The 15695-nt window shown below is 54.9% G+C and carries 14 protein-coding genes; 7 read left to right on the top strand and 7 right to left on the bottom strand.

Annotation, left to right across the window (positions count from 1 at the left end):
• Positions 1 to 24: 24 nt before the first annotated feature.
• The 7 genes from argR to acs all read right to left on the bottom strand — a co-directional run bounded on the left by argR (position 25) and on the right by acs (position 7939).
• Positions 25 to 1005, bottom strand: coding sequence for a transcriptional regulator ArgR (gene argR, locus J5M72_RS28130; RefSeq protein WP_085607460.1), 981 nt, complete (start codon positions 1003 to 1005; stop codon positions 25 to 27).
• A 111-nt stretch (positions 1006 to 1116) separates the two neighbouring features.
• Positions 1117 to 1881 (bottom strand): ATP-binding cassette domain-containing protein, encoded by a 765-nt coding sequence (locus tag J5M72_RS28125; protein ID WP_003227281.1) that lies wholly within the window; start codon positions 1879 to 1881, stop codon positions 1117 to 1119.
• Between the two features lie 23 nt (positions 1882 to 1904).
• Positions 1905 to 3017 carry a succinylglutamate desuccinylase/aspartoacylase family protein gene (locus J5M72_RS28120; protein WP_207868194.1) on the bottom strand — a complete coding sequence of 371 codons (1113 nt, stop codon included), beginning with the start codon at positions 3015 to 3017 and terminating at the stop codon, positions 1905 to 1907.
• Position 3018: 1 nt separating this feature from the next.
• Positions 3019 to 3717 (bottom strand): ABC transporter permease, encoded by a 699-nt coding sequence (locus J5M72_RS28115; protein WP_011335540.1) that lies wholly within the window; start codon positions 3715 to 3717, stop codon positions 3019 to 3021.
• Positions 3714 to 4403 carry an ABC transporter permease gene (locus J5M72_RS28110; RefSeq protein ID WP_007951063.1) on the bottom strand — a complete coding sequence of 230 codons (690 nt, stop codon included), beginning with the start codon at positions 4401 to 4403 and terminating at the stop codon, positions 3714 to 3716. The genes J5M72_RS28115 and J5M72_RS28110 overlap by 4 nt, the downstream gene beginning before the upstream one ends.
• A 91-nt stretch (positions 4404 to 4494) precedes the next feature.
• Positions 4495 to 5268 (bottom strand): ABC transporter substrate-binding protein, encoded by a 774-nt coding sequence (locus J5M72_RS28105; RefSeq protein WP_169431539.1) that lies wholly within the window; start codon positions 5266 to 5268, stop codon positions 4495 to 4497.
• A 715-nt stretch (positions 5269 to 5983) separates the two neighbouring features.
• Positions 5984 to 7939, bottom strand: coding sequence for an acetate--CoA ligase (acs, locus tag J5M72_RS28100; protein ID WP_169431540.1), 1956 nt, complete (start codon positions 7937 to 7939; stop codon positions 5984 to 5986).
• A gap of 451 nt (positions 7940 to 8390) precedes the next feature.
• On the opposite strand from acs, the gene J5M72_RS28095 reads away from it, so the two are divergent.
• From J5M72_RS28095 to J5M72_RS28065, 7 genes are all read left to right on the top strand, one after another.
• A complete protein-coding gene (locus tag J5M72_RS28095; protein ID WP_047599663.1) occupies positions 8391 to 8651 on the top strand; it encodes a DUF2790 domain-containing protein in 261 nt (86 codons plus the stop codon).
• 554 nt (positions 8652 to 9205) lie between these two features.
• Entirely contained in the window at positions 9206 to 10456 is a 1251-nt protein-coding gene (locus J5M72_RS28090) for a ribonucleotide-diphosphate reductase subunit beta (RefSeq protein ID WP_007951068.1), read from the top strand.
• 103 nt (positions 10457 to 10559) lie between these two features.
• Positions 10560 to 11783, top strand: coding sequence for an SIR2 family protein (locus tag J5M72_RS28085; protein WP_207868191.1), 1224 nt, complete (start codon positions 10560 to 10562; stop codon positions 11781 to 11783).
• Entirely contained in the window at positions 11776 to 13545 is a 1770-nt protein-coding gene (locus tag J5M72_RS28080) for an ATP-binding protein (RefSeq protein ID WP_085610739.1), read from the top strand. The genes J5M72_RS28085 and J5M72_RS28080 overlap by 8 nt, the downstream gene beginning before the upstream one ends.
• The gene (locus J5M72_RS28075; RefSeq protein WP_207868189.1) at positions 13546 to 13755 is read left to right on the top strand and encodes a KTSC domain-containing protein; all 210 of its coding nucleotides are present in this window, start codon (positions 13546 to 13548) and stop codon (positions 13753 to 13755) included.
• A 392-nt stretch (positions 13756 to 14147) separates the two neighbouring features.
• Positions 14148 to 14681, top strand: a complete 534-nt coding sequence (locus tag J5M72_RS28070; protein ID WP_085610741.1) for a Bro-N domain-containing protein — start codon at positions 14148 to 14150, stop codon at positions 14679 to 14681.
• A gap of 114 nt (positions 14682 to 14795) precedes the next feature.
• Positions 14796 to 15509, top strand: a complete 714-nt coding sequence (locus J5M72_RS28065) for an HNH endonuclease (RefSeq protein ID WP_207868187.1) — start codon at positions 14796 to 14798, stop codon at positions 15507 to 15509.
• The last annotated feature ends 186 nt before the right edge of the window (positions 15510 to 15695 follow it).

Below are 15695 nucleotides of genomic sequence, written 5' to 3'. Positions count from 1 at the left end.
CTCCATGGCGCTGCTGCAGATCAATCAACCGCGCTCTGGCGGCACTGACGATAATTCGAACGGGCTGCTGCTGCGCCGCTGGTTGCGGTCCTCCCGCGGCGTGGCGCCGAAGAAGTTGCGGTAGGCGCTGGAGAAATGCGGCCCCGAAGAGAAACCGCACGACAGGCCGATCTGGATGATCGATTTGCTGGTTTGCATCAACATCTGCCGGGCCTTGTTCAGGCGCAGCTCCAGGTAATACTGGCTCGGCACGCGGTTGAGGTATTGCTTGAAGATCCGCTCCAGCTGACGGCGGGACACGCACACATGCTGGGCGATTTCGTCGGTGGTCAGCGGCTCTTCGATGTTGGCTTCCATCAGCAGCACAGCTTGCGTGAGCTTCGGATGGCTGGAGCCGAGACGGTTCTGCAACGGAATGCGCTGACGCTCGCCGCCTTCACGGATGCGCTCGACCACCAGTTCTTCGGAGACCGCACCGGCCAGTTCCGCACCGTGATCGCGGGCCAGGACGGCCAGCAGCAAATCGAGTACCGACATGCCGCCGCACGCGGTCAGGCGATCGCGATCCCAGTCGAACAGATGGCTGGTGGCGATGACTTTCGGAAAGCGCTCGGCGAAATCGTCCTGCCAGCGCCAGTGCACCGCCGCGCGGTAGCCGTCGAGCAGGCCGAGTTGCGCCAGCGGGTACACACCGGCCGACAGACCGCCAATCACACAACCGGCACGCACCAGTTGTTTCAGCGCGCTGCTGAGCGCCGGCGCCAACGTCGTCGGTGGCTCATCGGCGAGCAGGAACAGTTTCTGGAAATTCTCGAGTTTGCCGGCCCAGGGTTCGCCGGGCAGTTGCCATTCACCGTCGGTCGGTGCTTCGGCCTGCAGGAACGACAGCTCGTAAACCACGTCCGGATGCACACGCTGGGCAACACGCAAGGCCTCCTCTGCCAGCGCCAAAGTCAGAGCTTTAGTGCTGGGCCAAATCAGGAAACCAATTCGATGGGCAGTCATGGCGGGCGATCCGAAACGTAAACAGAGGGAAAAACCGAAATCGGCTGCAACCAAATTAGACCATCTGGCGCGCTGCGCAGCATGACCTAATCTGGTGCATAACGGGAGCGATTACTTGAGGCTGCCCGAGAGGAATTGTTGCAAACGTTCCGATTGCGGATTGACCAGCACTTCACGCGGGTTGCCGCTTTCTTCGACGACGCCTTTGTGCAGGAACACCAACTGGTTCGACACTTCACGGGCGAAGCCCATTTCGTGGGTCACCACCACCATGGTCCGGCCTTCCTGAGCGAGGGCCTGCATGACTTTCAGCACGTCACCGACCAGTTCCGGGTCGAGGGCAGAAGTCGGTTCGTCGAACAGCATCACTTCCGGTTCCATCGCCAGCGCGCGGGCGATCGCCACACGCTGCTGCTCGCCACCGGACATGTGCCCCGGGAACGCGTCTTTACGATGGGCCACGCCGACCTTGTTCAGGTAGTGCTCGGCTTTCTCGCGGGCTTCGGCCTTGGACACGCCCAGCACGTGAACCGGCGCTTCCATGATGTTTTCCAGCGCGGTCATGTGCGACCACAGGTTGAAGTGCTGGAACACCATCGACAGGCGCGAACGCATGCGTTGCAGCTGTTTAGGATCAGCGGCTTTCAGCGCGCCGTCCTTGTTCGCCACCAGTTTCAGCTCTTCGTTGTTGAGCAGGATCTTGCCCGCGTGCGGCTGCTCGAGCAGGTTGATGCAGCGCAGGAAAGTACTTTTGCCGGAGCCACTGGAGCCGATGATGCTGATCACATCGCCGGCGGCCGCTTTCAGGGAAACGCCCTTGAGCACTTCGTGACTGCCATAGCGTTTATGCAGGTCTTGGACTTCAAGTTTGTACATGCGGTCGGTTCTCACAAAAACAGTCAGTCGTTGAGCAAAGGGCCGTCGCGCAGCGCATCGCGCCCCGCCACTTTGGCCAGCCAGAAACCGGGTTGGGCGTAACGCAGCCGCTCAATGGCAAACAGCACCCCGGACGTACCAGCACACACCGTGCTGACCCGATCCGACAGCGGATCGATCACTTCGAAAATCTTGTCACCGGCTTCAACCCACTCGCCGGGCTTGCGCAGAAAACTCACCACACCGGGATGCGGCGGCAGGAGCAATTCAGTGCCTTCGAACGGCATGCCTTCGCACGGTTCGCGCACGGCGCTTGGCCACTCCCCACGAATCAGGCCCTGCTCGGCGAGGAACGCCAGAATGCCTGCGGCCCAGGCTTCGGCCTGTGCCGGCGTGGTGTCAGCCTGACCGCCGAGTTCAACGGTCGTCGCCAGGCACGCCAGAGGAATCTGCGCGTCCGGAAACAGGCGCGACAGACGCAGCCACGGCAACGAACAGGCTTCATCGAACGAGCTGCCGCCGGAGTCTTCCGCCAGCAGGCCGACCTTCACATCCAGGTGCGCGGCGAGCGAACGCCACTGCGGCCAGTGCTGCGGCAAGGCGTACATGTGCAGCGCGGCTTCACAGTCACAATGCAGATCCAGCACCACATCGGCGGTGGCGGCGTGTTGCAGCAGGATGCGCTGCATGCCTTGCAACTGGCTGCCGGCCTCGGGCAACGCGGCCAGATGATCGGCCATCGCCTGACGGATCAAACGGATGTTGGCGTGCGGATCATCACCGAGTTGTCCTTCCAGCGCAGTGGCCACGGGGCCGCTGAGCTCGACGAAATCACGGTTGAAATTCTTGCCGCTGCCGGCCTCGAAACGCCCCTGATGGTTGCCTTGCAGCAACTGGCCAAGACCCAGCGGGTTGGCCACCGGCACAAGTTCGATGACGCCGTTGAGCAAGCCCTTGGCCTCGAGTTCGCCGAGGCGTTTTTTCAGTTCCCAGGCGGTGCGCATGCCGGGCAGTTCGTCGGCGTGGAGGCTGGCCTGGATGTAGGCCTTGCGCTCGCCGCTGCCGAAGCGAAACACCGAAATCCGGCGCTCGCTGCCCAGGTGGCTCCACGGCAAGACGTGGTCGATGCGTTCCATATCAGTGCTTCCTCGGGGCCAGGTAGCTCAGCCAGCGACGCTCGGCCAGCTTGAACAGGCGCACCAGAATGAAGGTCAGGCACAGGTAGAACACGCCGGCGGTGATGTACGCCTCGAACGGCAGATAGAACTGGGCGTTGACGGTACGGGCCGCGCCGGTGATGTCGATCAGGGTCACGATGGACGCCAGACTGGTGGTCTGCAGCATCATGATCACTTCGTTGCTGTACTGCGGCAGCGCCCGGCGCAGGGCCGATGGCAGCAGGATGCGCTTGTACATCTTGACCCGCGACATGCCCATGGCCTTGGCCGCTTCGATCTCGCCGTTCGGCGTGGCCTTGAGGCTGCCGGCGATGATTTCGGCGGTGTAGGCGCTGGTGTTGATCGCGAACGCCAGGCACGCACAGAACGTTGCGCTGGACAGCCACGGCCAGAGGAAGCTTTCACGCACCGCTTCGAACTGGGCCAGACCGTAGTAGATCAGGAACAGCTGAACCAGCATCGGCGTGCCGCGGATCACGTAGGTGTAAAGCCACGCCGCACCATTGACCACGGCGTTCTTGGACACACGCATCAGCCCCAACGGCAGGGCCGCGAGCAGACCGAAGAACAACGACAGCGCGAGCAACTTGAGGGTGGTGACCAGACCGCCGAAGTACAGCGGCAGGGCCTCCCAAATGACGTTGTAGTCGAAGATCATAGATCAGCCGCCCTTACGCCTACCGAGTAGCGCTTCTCAAGGTGACGCAGCGCCAGCAACGAAACACTGGTGATCACCAGGTACATCGCCGCCACTGCGAGGAAGAAGGTGAAAGGCTCGCGGGTGGCGTCGGCCGCCTGCTTGGCCTTGAACATCATGTCTTGCAGACCGACCACGGAAATCAGCGCGGTGGCCTTGGTCAACACCAGCCAGTTGTTGGTGAAGCCCGGAATCGCCAGACGAATCATCTGCGGCACCAGCACCCGGAAGAACACCTGGAAGCTGCTCATGCCGTACGCCATGCCGGCTTCGGCCTGACCTTTGGGGATTGCCATGAACGCGCCGCGGAAGGTTTCCGACAGGTACGCACCGAAGATGAAACCGAGGGTGCCGATACCGGCGGCCAGCGGATTCAGGTCGATGTAGTCGTCATAGCCGAGCATCGGTGCGACGCGATTGAGCAGGTCCTGACCGCCGTAGAAGATCAGCAGGATCAGCACAAGGTCGGGAATCCCGCGGATCACCGTGGAATACAGATCGCCCAGCCACGCCAGCCAGCGCACCGGCGACAGGCGCAATGCGACACCGATCAGCCCGAGAACGATGGCCAGGGCCATGGACGACAAGGCGAGCTGAAGCGTCAGCCAAGCGCCATCGAGGATGACAGCCCCGTAGCCTTTCAACATGATTCAGGTCCTCGAAAGTTGGGATGAAAAAATGGCGCAAACCGCAGAGATCCTGTTGCTTGCGCCATTTCGGACGGGTCGAGCGACGTCTTTACTTGCCGTAAATGTCGAAGTCGAAGTACTTGTCCTGGATTGCCTTGTATTTGCCGTTCTCGCGGATGGCCGCGATGGCGGTGTTGATCTTGTCTTTCAGGGCGTCGCCCTTGCGCACCGCGATGCCTACGCCGTCGCCGAAGTATTTGACGTCGGTGAACGCCGGGCCCACGAACGCGAAGCCTTTGCCGGCGTCGGTTTTCAGGAAGCCGTCATTCAACAGCGTAGCGTCCGCCACGGTGCCGTCGAGGCGGCCGGCGGCCACGTCGAGGTAGATTTCGTTCTGCGAGCCGTACGGCTTGATCTCGGCACCCAGCGGGGCCAGGACTTCGCGGGCGAAACGTTCATGGATCGAACCACGCTGCACGCCGATGTTCTTGCCCTTGAGCTCAGTCAGACCTTCGCTGACCTGAGTGCCTTCTTTCATGACCAGGCGGGCCGGGGTGTTGTAGTACTTGTTGGTGAAGTCCACGGACTTCTTGCGGTCTTCAGTGATCGACATGGACGACAGGATCGCGTCGATCTTGCGCACTTTCAGTGCCGGGATCAGACCGTCGAACTCTTGCTCGACCCACTGGCACTTGACCTTCATTTCTTCGCACAGCGCGTTGCCGATGTCGTAGTCGAAACCGACGATGCTGCCGTCCGGCGCTTTGGAGGCGAATGGAGGGTAAGCCGCTTCGATACCGATTTTCAGAGGCTTTTCATCGGCGAATGTCGGCAGGGACAGCACGGACAGTGCCAGGGCGCCAAGCAGCACAAGTTTCTTCATCTTGGGACTCCATCGGTAAAGGGCAAAAACGGCAGAGTGAGCGACAGCCCAATATGCGAATGGGTGGAACGAAAGCGGTTGCTGCGTGCGTGGGATATTTCCGAACAAACCCTGAAGGCTTCAACGCGAGCCACGACGAGCGAGTGATCGGCATTCTAACGACAGGCCCGAAGCCGATATTTCTTCAATGCGACAACTAATTACAGATGCACCGAGAAACCCGCTTGAGCACATTGACAGCTCCGCAATTTCATGCAAGAGCGAAAGACAGTTAACCGATCTATGCTGCAAATTGCGGGCCTATTATTCGCAAACCCTTCTAATCCGGCAAGCGCGGGGTGATGTCTTATTTTTCACCGGGGGCTTTGAGGCCCTTAAACAGGGAAATGCGTTTCCGGATGCCCCGTTGCGGAGCGGGCGGTTACACATTCAGTTACTTGAAGGCGGACGGGTAACAGTGGGAATGGGCTGACGGAGCAATTCGATAATTATTGGCTGGATGCCGATAGGGTAAGACAGCGGAACACGGCGGAGAATGACAGGCCGTCTTCGCGAGCAAGCCCGCTCCCACATTGGGGGTTGTGTTTGGCGCGGATCAAGTGTGGGAGCGGGCTTGCTCGCGAAGAGGCCCACCCCGACGCCACAAAAACACCAGACACAAAAAAGCCCCACCCGGCTAAACCGGACAGGGCTTTCTGCACTTCAGACCCGCCGCTTACGCGACGTTCATGGTCTTGTGCGTATCGATCAGGTGCTGCACCACACTCGGATCGGCCAGGGTGGAGATGTCGCCCAACCCTTCGTATTCGGCGGTAGCGATCTTGCGCAGGATGCGGCGCATGATCTTGCCCGAACGGGTCTTCGGCAGCCCCGGCGCCCACTGGATCACGTCCGGCGAAGCGATCGGCCCGATCTCCTTGCGCACCCAGTTTTTCAGTTCCAGACGCAGTTGCTCGCTCGGCTCTTCGCCATTTTTCAGGGTGACGTAGACATAAATGCCCTGCCCCTTGATGTCGTGCGGCACACCGACCACCGCCGCTTCGGCGACTTTCGGGTGAGCGACCATCGCGCTTTCGATCTCGGCGGTCCCCATGCGGTGGCCGGAGACGTTGAGCACGTCATCCACGCGACCGGTGATCCAGTAGTAGCCATCGGCATCGCGACGGGCGCCATCACCGGTGAAGTACATGCCACGGAAGGTCTTGAAGTAGGTGTCGACGAAACGGTCGTGGTCGCCGTACAGAGTACGGGCCTGACCTGGCCACGAATCGAGAATCACCAGATTGCCTTCAGCCTCGCCCTCGATGATGTTGCCAAGGTTGTCCACCAGCGCCGGTACCACACCGAAGAACGGACGTGCAGCCGAACCTGGCTTCAGCGCATGGGCGCCTGGCAGCGGGCTCATCATGTTGCCGCCGGTTTCGGTCTGCCACCAGGTGTCGACGATCGGGCAACGGGACTTGCCGACGTTCTTGTAGTACCAGTCCCAGGCTTCCGGGTTGATCGGCTCGCCTACCGAACCGAGCAGACGCAGGCTGCTGCCGTCCGCGCCTTCAACAGCGGCGGTGCCGGAGGCCATCATTGCGCGGATCGCGGTCGGTGCGGTGTAGAGGATGTTGACCTTGTGCTTGTCGACGATCTTCGCCACCCGGGTGATATCCGGGTAGTTCGGCACGCCTTCGAACAGCAGCGTGGTCGCGCCGTTGGCCAGCGGGCCGTAGACGATGTAGGAGTGACCGGTGACCCAGCCCACGTCAGCGGTGCACCAGTAGATTTCACCCGGACGGTAATCGAACACGCGCTCGTGAGTCATCGCCGCGTACAACAGGTAACCGCCGGTGGTGTGCTGCACGCCCTTCGGCTTGCCGGTGGAACCGGAGGTATAAAGGATGAACAGCGCTTCTTCGGCGCCCATCTCTTTCGGCGCGCAGACGGTGCCCGCCACTTTCATCAGGTCTTCGTACCAGATGTCGCGATGCTGGTTCCACTTGATGTCGCCGCCGGTGCGCTTGCACACGATGACTTTCTGGATGCTGCTGGTTTCCGGGTTGGTCAGCGCGTCGTCGACGTTGGCCTTGAGGGAAATCTTCTTGCCGGCGCGGATGCCTTCGTCAGCGGTGATCACCACTTTCGAGCGGCAGTCGATGATGCGACCGGCCAGGGCTTCCGGCGAGAAACCGCCGAACACCACCGAGTGAATCGCGCCGATCCGGGTGCAGGCCAGCATGGCGACCACGGCTTCGGGGATCATCGGCATATAAATGGTCACCACGTCGCCGCGGTGCACATCCTGGCCACGCAGGGCGTTGGCGAATTTGCACACTTGTTCGTGCAGTTCGCGGTAGGTGATGTTGCGACTTTCGGAAGGATCGTCGCCTTCCCAGATGATGGCGACCTGATCGCCGCGCTCGGCCAGATGACGGTCGAGGCAGTTGTAGGAAACGTTCAGGGTGCCGTCGGCAAACCACTTGATGTCGACATGGTGATCGTCGAACGACGTCTGTTTCACCGTGGTGAAAGGCTTGATCCAGTCGAGGCGCTTGGCTTGTTCGCGCCAGAAGCCGTCAGGGTTGACGACCGACTGTTGGTACATGGCTTTGTAGGTCGCCTCGTCGGTCAGCGTATTGGCCAGAACCTCGGGACGAACGGGATACAGGGAAGCCGCACTCATCTTTCCTACCTCGGTGTAATAGTTGTTTTTGTATGACCCTGTTGTAGCCGGGGCGCCCGTATAGAACCATTCGACGATGGTAGTAACAAGCCCCTACAAAACATCCAGAAATGCCCCAAGCGCCTCTGAAGCAAAGCACGCAGCCCTTGTGGGAGCTGGCTTGCCAGCGATTCAGACGACTCGGTTTCCCGGGAAAACCGCAGCGCTGATAACACGATATCCAGCGATTGTTACCAAATCTGCCAAAGGTGTTTATCAAAACCACATCTGTTTACACCCACCCCGCCTCCCTAAAATTCACCTCGCCGACAAGGCAAAGTGATTAACAACGTTACAGCCCCCACGAAGGCCGTTAATCCAGCTCCGAAGTAACAAAGCAAACGATGAAGCTCCACACGCAACCCCAAAAAGGTTGCGTGACCCCACTCGACCTCAAGAAGGTAAATTTCAGATGAAAGCTTTATTGGTTCTGGCCCTCAGCAGTCTGTGCGCAACCGCCATGGCAGACGAGGTTCCGACTGATGTCGCACAGCAACAACCGGCTATCGAGGAATACACTTACTCCACTCACCTGGACATCGCCAAAGTTGTATCGATGAGCGAAGTTCCAAATGTCTGCGAAGTTGTTCCGGCGAAAATGGAGTACGACGACTCCAAAGGTCAGCGTCACATCCTGCGTTACAGCGTGATGGGTAACGGCTGCACCAATTGATGCGTTGAGACTGCACCGAATCGGATCACTCAGCGCAACATCGAGGGTCGATTCCAGCCCGACTTCGGTCGGGCTCAGTTGTGTTTGAAGCGACGTAAAAGGGTTGCAAAACACAAGATATAGTGAAAAACGCGGTTTTTTGCTCGTTTTTTGAGCAATCAATCACACGCAAAAAAATTAATGAAAAAAAATTCTCCGGGGCCAATCCCGGCGAAAGCCCTGTAAACCCTCGCTCCGATCGAAATCACCCCAGCGCTCGACCGCCCTGCGCTGTTTCGCCCTCCCCCACGCCCGTGTTTTTTTCCCTATAATGCCGCCCAATCGGGTCAGCAATATTCCCTTACAGGGATTCAAAGCCATTCTGAAGCCCCGCAGCAGCGACAACGCTGACCTGCGCCCGTCAGAGGCTCTCGGAAACCCGAAAAAATTTTCTGTTTATTGCCTGCGTAGCACCGCTGCAAAAAACGACATCCAACGCGGCCTGTACGGCCGTGTGAAAAACCAACAATCAGTTTTCACACGGGCACAGGCCCTCACGCAGGAGACGACACGTCATGCTGAGCTGGGACGAATTCGACAAAGAAGACAGTGAAGTAGCAGCAGTGAAAGGCGCCAACGCCGGCCACGCTAGCGAAGCCAACATGGACCGCCTCGACAGCGCCGGCGGTGCCGCCGCCCTCGAAGCCCGCGCCGTGACCGCCGAAGACTCGGCCGCCGTGGCCCGCGCCAAGGCTGCACTGGATTCCCTCGACGTCGCCGAAGGCCTCGCCGAACTCGAAGGCTCCGCCGCCCGTGTCGCCGTTGACGAAAAGCGCATGATCAACTGCCGCGCCGACCTCAACCAGCTCGTGCCATTCAAGTACGACTGGGCCTGGCAGAAATACCTGGACGGCTGCGCAAACCACTGGATGCCGCAAGAAGTCAACATGACCGCCGACATCGCCCTCTGGAAAAACCCGGAAGGCCTGACCGACGACGAGCGCCGCATCGTGATGCGCAACCTCGGCTTCTTCTCCACCGCCGACTCGCTGGTGGCCAACAACCTGGCCCTGGCCGTGTACCGCCTGATCACCAACCCGGAATGCCGCCAGTACATCCTGCGCCAGGCGTTCGAAGAGGCGATCCACACCCACGCCTACCAGTACTGCATCGAATCGCTGGGCATGGATGAAGGCGAGATCTTCAACATGTACCACGAGATCCCGTCGGTCGCGAAAAAAGCCGCCTGGGGCCTGAAATACACCCGCGCCATCTCCGACCCGGAATTCAACACCGGCACCGTAGAGACCGACAAAGAGCTGCTGCGCAACCTGATCGCCTACTACTGCGTTCTGGAAGGCATCTTCTTCTACTGCGGCTTCACCCAGATCCTCTCCATGGGCCGCCGCAACAAAATGACCGGCGTCGCCGAGCAGTTCCAATACATCCTGCGCGACGAATCCATGCACCTGAACTTCGGCATCGACGTGATCAACCAGATCAAAATCGAAAACCCACACCTGTGGGACGCCGAAATGAAGGAAGAAGCCTCGCAAATGATTCTGCAAGGCACCCAGCTGGAAATCGAATACGCCCGCGACACCATGCCTCGCGGCGTACTGGGCATGAACGCAGCGATGATGGAGGACTACCTGAAGTTCATCGCTAACCGTCGTCTGTCGCAGATCGGTTTGAAGGAAGAGTACCCAGGGACGACTAACCCGTTCCCTTGGATGAGCGAGATCATGGACTTGAAGAAAGAGAAGAATTTCTTTGAGACTCGGGTTATTGAGTATCAGACTGGTGGTGCGTTGAGCTGGGATTGACAGTGGCGTAACGCCATGCAATAAGAGTCTACCTTACATGGTTGTTAGGGTAGCTAAAAAAGGCCCTGCTCATGCAGGGCTTTTTTTTAGCTAAGGAACTGGCATGAACGAGTCCGTGCATAACCCTGACCAATACATGTTTGGCTTTCGCCAGATCATAACCAATGGCAAGAAAAAAATTGGGATACTCCTCGGCGCTGGAGCTCCTGTGAGCATTAATGTAGGAAAAGATGCATGGGAGCCGCTGATCCCAAACGTTGTAGGTCTAACAAAAGCTATTAAATCAGATTTATCCCCCGAAGACTTGAAAGTCTTCGAAGAAATCGAATCATCGATAGAAGACAAAAACTTTGAGAAAGTCCTCTCAAAAATTAGAGCGCTCGCTGATGTTATAGGGGCTTCTAAAGTATATGGCTACGACAGCAATGACTTTACAAGCCTGACTGACAACATATGCAATTCTATTAGAAAAGTGGTTGATCGAGAGCTACCCTGCAGTCCAACACCTTATTGCGAACTAGTTTCCTGGATTAACGGCATTAATAGAAAGCACGGCATAGAGGTTTTTACTACAAATTACGACCTACTTTTAGAGCAGGCGCTAGAGCGAGTTAAAACTCCTTATTTTGATGGATTTAGCGGCTCCAGAAATGCATTTTTTGATCCATCTAGCATATCAAGAAATGATCTTCCACCAAGATGGGTGAGAGTATGGAAACTGCATGGCTCAATCGGCTGGGAAATTGGGCCGAGCAATGAGGTCATTAGGTTACCTCACTCGCAAAACACCAGCATGGTCTATCCCTCACATATCAAGTACGATCAGACTCAAGCGGCTCCATTTTCCTCGCTTTTTGAAAGATTTAAAAACTTCCTGTTGGAGCCAGACACGCTTTTGATTTGTTCTGGTTTTTCTTTTGCTGACGCACATATATCTTCCAAAATAATAGAAAGCTTGATCGCCAATCCATCAGCAGCATTATTTGCCTTCCAATATAACAAATTATCCGACGAACCATATGCACGCGAAATTGCCTTGAAATGCCCTAATGCAAGCATCTTCTGTAGGGACGGTGCGATAATTAATGGAGTGGAGGCAAAATGGCGAACAGGAATATTACCAGCCAAAAACTGGGAATCAATTAGAGAAGAATATTACATAGACGAAAAGTTCCTACTTGGTGACTTCAAAACACTGACACGCTTTTTGGCAACTGCCGGCGGGGAATTCGGAGTTAAATTTGAAGATATACCGCTAGAGAGCCTAAGCCAAGTACTCGATCTTTTTCCTCCTCAAAAAATTGAGGAAGATAACCAAAATGCGTAGCCCAACACTTTTAGGCAGTATAAGCTCAGTATCTAGCTCTTCCTTAGCGGTTGAACTTGCCGACAGTATGAGTTCTGGAATAACTATACTGGAAGGTAAAAACTACAGAATTGGACAAGTAGGAAGCTTCGTAAAAATTCCGCTTGGATACAATCAGCTGTTTGGCGTGATTTCCGAATCCAATGAGTCCTCAAGTTTAGAAAATGACCAAAAATTTCTCAGCCAAAGGCGCTGGATACGGGTGGAGTTGATTGGAGAAATCATAGGTGGTGAATTTGACAGGGGTATCAGCGAGTACCCTAGCATCGGCGATGATGTGCATATTGTTGTCGATAGTGACTTACTAAAGGTCTTTGGAAAATCAGATAAAAGTCAATTTAGAATCGGAAAGCTTTCAAGCTCTGACGGCATCGATGTCAGTATTGACCTAGACAAACTGGTATCTAGGCATTCCGCCATACTAGGCTCTACCGGCTCCGGAAAGTCTACAAGCACTGCCTCAATTTTAAGGTCACTCGTACTACATGACGATCTAATAAAACTCCCATCATCCAGGGTACTATTAATTGACATTCACGGCGAATATGCCTCCGCACTAGGAGACATCGCTAAAGTTTTTTCGGTAACTCCAGAAAGCGAGAATAAACTTTTTATTCCGTACTGGTGCATTTCCCCCGAAAGCCTTATCGACTTCTTATGCGGAAATTTAAATGAATCCGCCAAGACTCAATACCTAGACAAAACGATTGAGGAAAAGAAGCTTTCACTTACCACAAACAAAATCAAAGGGATTGATCCAGAAAAAATAACTGGCTTCACTCCCTTGCCGTACAGAATAAAAAAAATCTGGTACGACCTTTATCACGACGACACTGTAAATTGGAATGATGACGCGCAAACAGATCCAGCTTATACATCGAAAGGTGACTTTGATACGTTAGTATCACCGAAATTCACACCGCCAGGTGCCGGAAGAAGCCCGCCACAGAAAGGTGGACCCGGAGTGATCAAAAAACAGCTCGAGTTGATGAAGTCTAGACTGCTTGATTCTCAATACTCATTCCTTCTAAACCCAGGCCCTTGGAATCCAGACAAAGATGGAGCAATTCAGAAAGACTTAGATCAGCTTTTAGCTGAGTGGCTAGGGCACGACAAACCAATAACAATTCTAGATTTATCTGGAATGCCATCCACGCGACTAAGCCTACTTCTTGGTTCAATTTTAGATATCTTATTCGAGTCAGCGCTATGGGGAAGAAACCTTTCTTCCGGCATGAAAAATCGTCCCCTACTGGTAGTACTTGAAGAAGCACACAGATACCTTTCGAAATCCGAGAGCGGATTGGCGAAACATATGGTTCAAAGAATTGCTAAGGAAGGGAGAAAGTTTGGCATAGGCGCTATGATTGTAAGCCAAAGACCATCAGAAATAGATGAAACAATTTTATCGCAATGCGGAACGATCATCGCCCTTCGAATTAACAACTCAACAGATAGAGGAATTGTAAAATCTGCGATGTCAGAGGGACTTGCAGGAATAATCGACTCTCTCCCTGTTCTCAGAACAGGCGAAGCCGTAATAGTTGGAGAGGCTGCAAAACTTCCAACACGATGCAGAATAAGCATATTACCTCCCGACAAATATCCAAACAGTAAAGACCCAGATGTATCAAAAAACTGGTCTACTGAACGAAAACAGGAAAATTATGAAATATTAGTATCGGCCTGGCGAAACCAGGAAACGCTAAAGGAGAAAACGTAAATGGAAAGAACACCCGTTAGCTCAAGCAATATTGCCAGCGTGGGTTATGACGCAGGCACCTCAACCCTACAAGTCGAGTTCAACAATGGGACAATATATGATTATTTCGATGTTCCAGAACATACTTATACAGATTTAATTGATGCTAGCTCTGTAGGCTCATTCTTTCACGCAAACATTAGAAACACATACAGTTTCCAGCAAGTTTGACATCCACCGAAACATACGTCCGCATATCTGCGGACGTATTCAAAACTCTGTCTTGACCAAATACTTGTAAAGCAATAGTCTTCAAAAAGGTGCCTAAGAAACACCTCACACAGCGGACTCACCGCACCCGACAGTCGCGGCTTTTTTTGTGCCTACGGTTTCCCCGTGCGCATCAAAAAACTCTGTTATGCCGGGAGTGGGCGAATACAAGACCCGAAAGGGAAATATGTCCGGCCCTCTGTGTGGGGTTTCTTAGCTCCCGGCACCCAGCCTTAAGAAAGCTGACATCACACAGAGGTAAATGGATATGCCTAAAAATATCTCCTTCGGCACGAAGGAAATCTGCTTCAGCCTCAACATCATCTGCATGCATCCAGCACTGGAGGCCTGCCATGTCTGAACCTCACAGTTCCACGGTCTTCACTCTGCACAAACTCTCTCTCCATGCCCTCCTCCTTGAAGGCCAGCCATGGTTTTGCGCACGCGATATTGGTCGCTTGATGGGCGTCCATCTCAGTGATCGGATGGTCAGCAAACTGGACAAGGATCAACATCGTTTTCTGTGGATTGAGTATCACCGGCAACCTGAGAAGCAACTTATGCTCAGTGAGTCCGGTGTGTATGCGCTGTTGGTGTATCACTACGTCCCAGGGAATCGGCTATTGCGCGAGTGGCTGACCCATCAAGTGGTTCCAGCCTTACGCGATGCTGCGTCCTCGGAAAATCCGGATCTACCTATGCTTAGTTTTTTGAAATGGCCTGAGATGTCTGTGAGTCTGTTGCATTGGCAGGATGAAAGCTGGATTCGGCTACGAGATATGCCATACCTGTTGCAGGGCCAGACACAGCAGCGAGCGACTGCCCCGAAGTCTTGGTGGCGGAAGGCTGCAGAGGTATTTCAGTCGTCGAAGCATCTGATGAGTTAGGTGCTGCTTGTGAGATCACTTGCGAGAATTGTCGCAAATCTCTGTAGGAATTTTCCTAGACAGCCGTAATGGCCACTCAGTATCGTCCGAGGGTTTTCAACCCTCGGCGATTTTATGGATACGGAAAAGGAAAATAGTGGCTGGACGGATGAGGAGCTTGACGCTTCGGTCGATGGTTATCTCGATATTCAGGCTCGCTACCCAAATGATCAAAAATTTAATAAGTCCTTGGAACACAGGCGTCTGCAGAACGGCGTACTCGCCGGGCGAAACATCAAGTCGATTGACTATCGACTGCAGAACATTACCGCTCTGTTCGAAGATCTTGGGCTGAAAACGATCCCTAGCTACAAACCAAAGGTGAATCTCGGTTCAGGGATTACCGCGCGCCTGATGAAAATCCTAGAATCGAAAGGCCTCATTACGCTGGATTCCGGTACACCTTCCACGCAAGAAGAATCATCACGTCGAAATGTACAACGAGCGAAACAGCGTGATTTTGTGAGTGAGCCAGAGGGTGTGCAGATACCTCAGCAAATCGTCAGGACAACCAAAACCTACGCCCGCATATCCCAAGTCAAAGATTGGATTCTGTTCAACGCCAAGGGTGTCTGTGAGGGATGCGGACAAACAGGTCCTTTTGAAATGAATGGAGAACCTTACCTTGAGGTTCACCACGTTAAGCATCTGTCGGACAACGGGACGGACTTCAAGACCAACACCGTAGCGCTGTGCCCAAACTGTCATCGACGCTGCCACCATTCTGACGACAGAGAGGCTTTCACTGCTTGGCTGTATGACAACGTTGGAAGACTCGAAAAGGAATAATCGCGGTCTATCTGACTAACCGTATTTGCTGTTCTTGGGACTGCTCCGTCCCCCAGCGGGAGCAAGCTCCCTCGCCACAGGGTGATGCTCGGCCTGCGATGTCGGTGTGAGTAATGAAATCTGGTTGATGCCGAGAATCGCCAGCAGCCTTACTCCCACAGATTCCGCATCATCCTGAAAACAATC

Source organism: Pseudomonas sp. 58(2021), from assembly GCF_017491585.1.
Taxonomy (GTDB): Bacteria; Pseudomonadota; Gammaproteobacteria; order Pseudomonadales; family Pseudomonadaceae; genus Aquipseudomonas; species Aquipseudomonas fluorescens_BT.
This window is presented reverse-complemented; position numbering and strand designations above follow the sequence as displayed.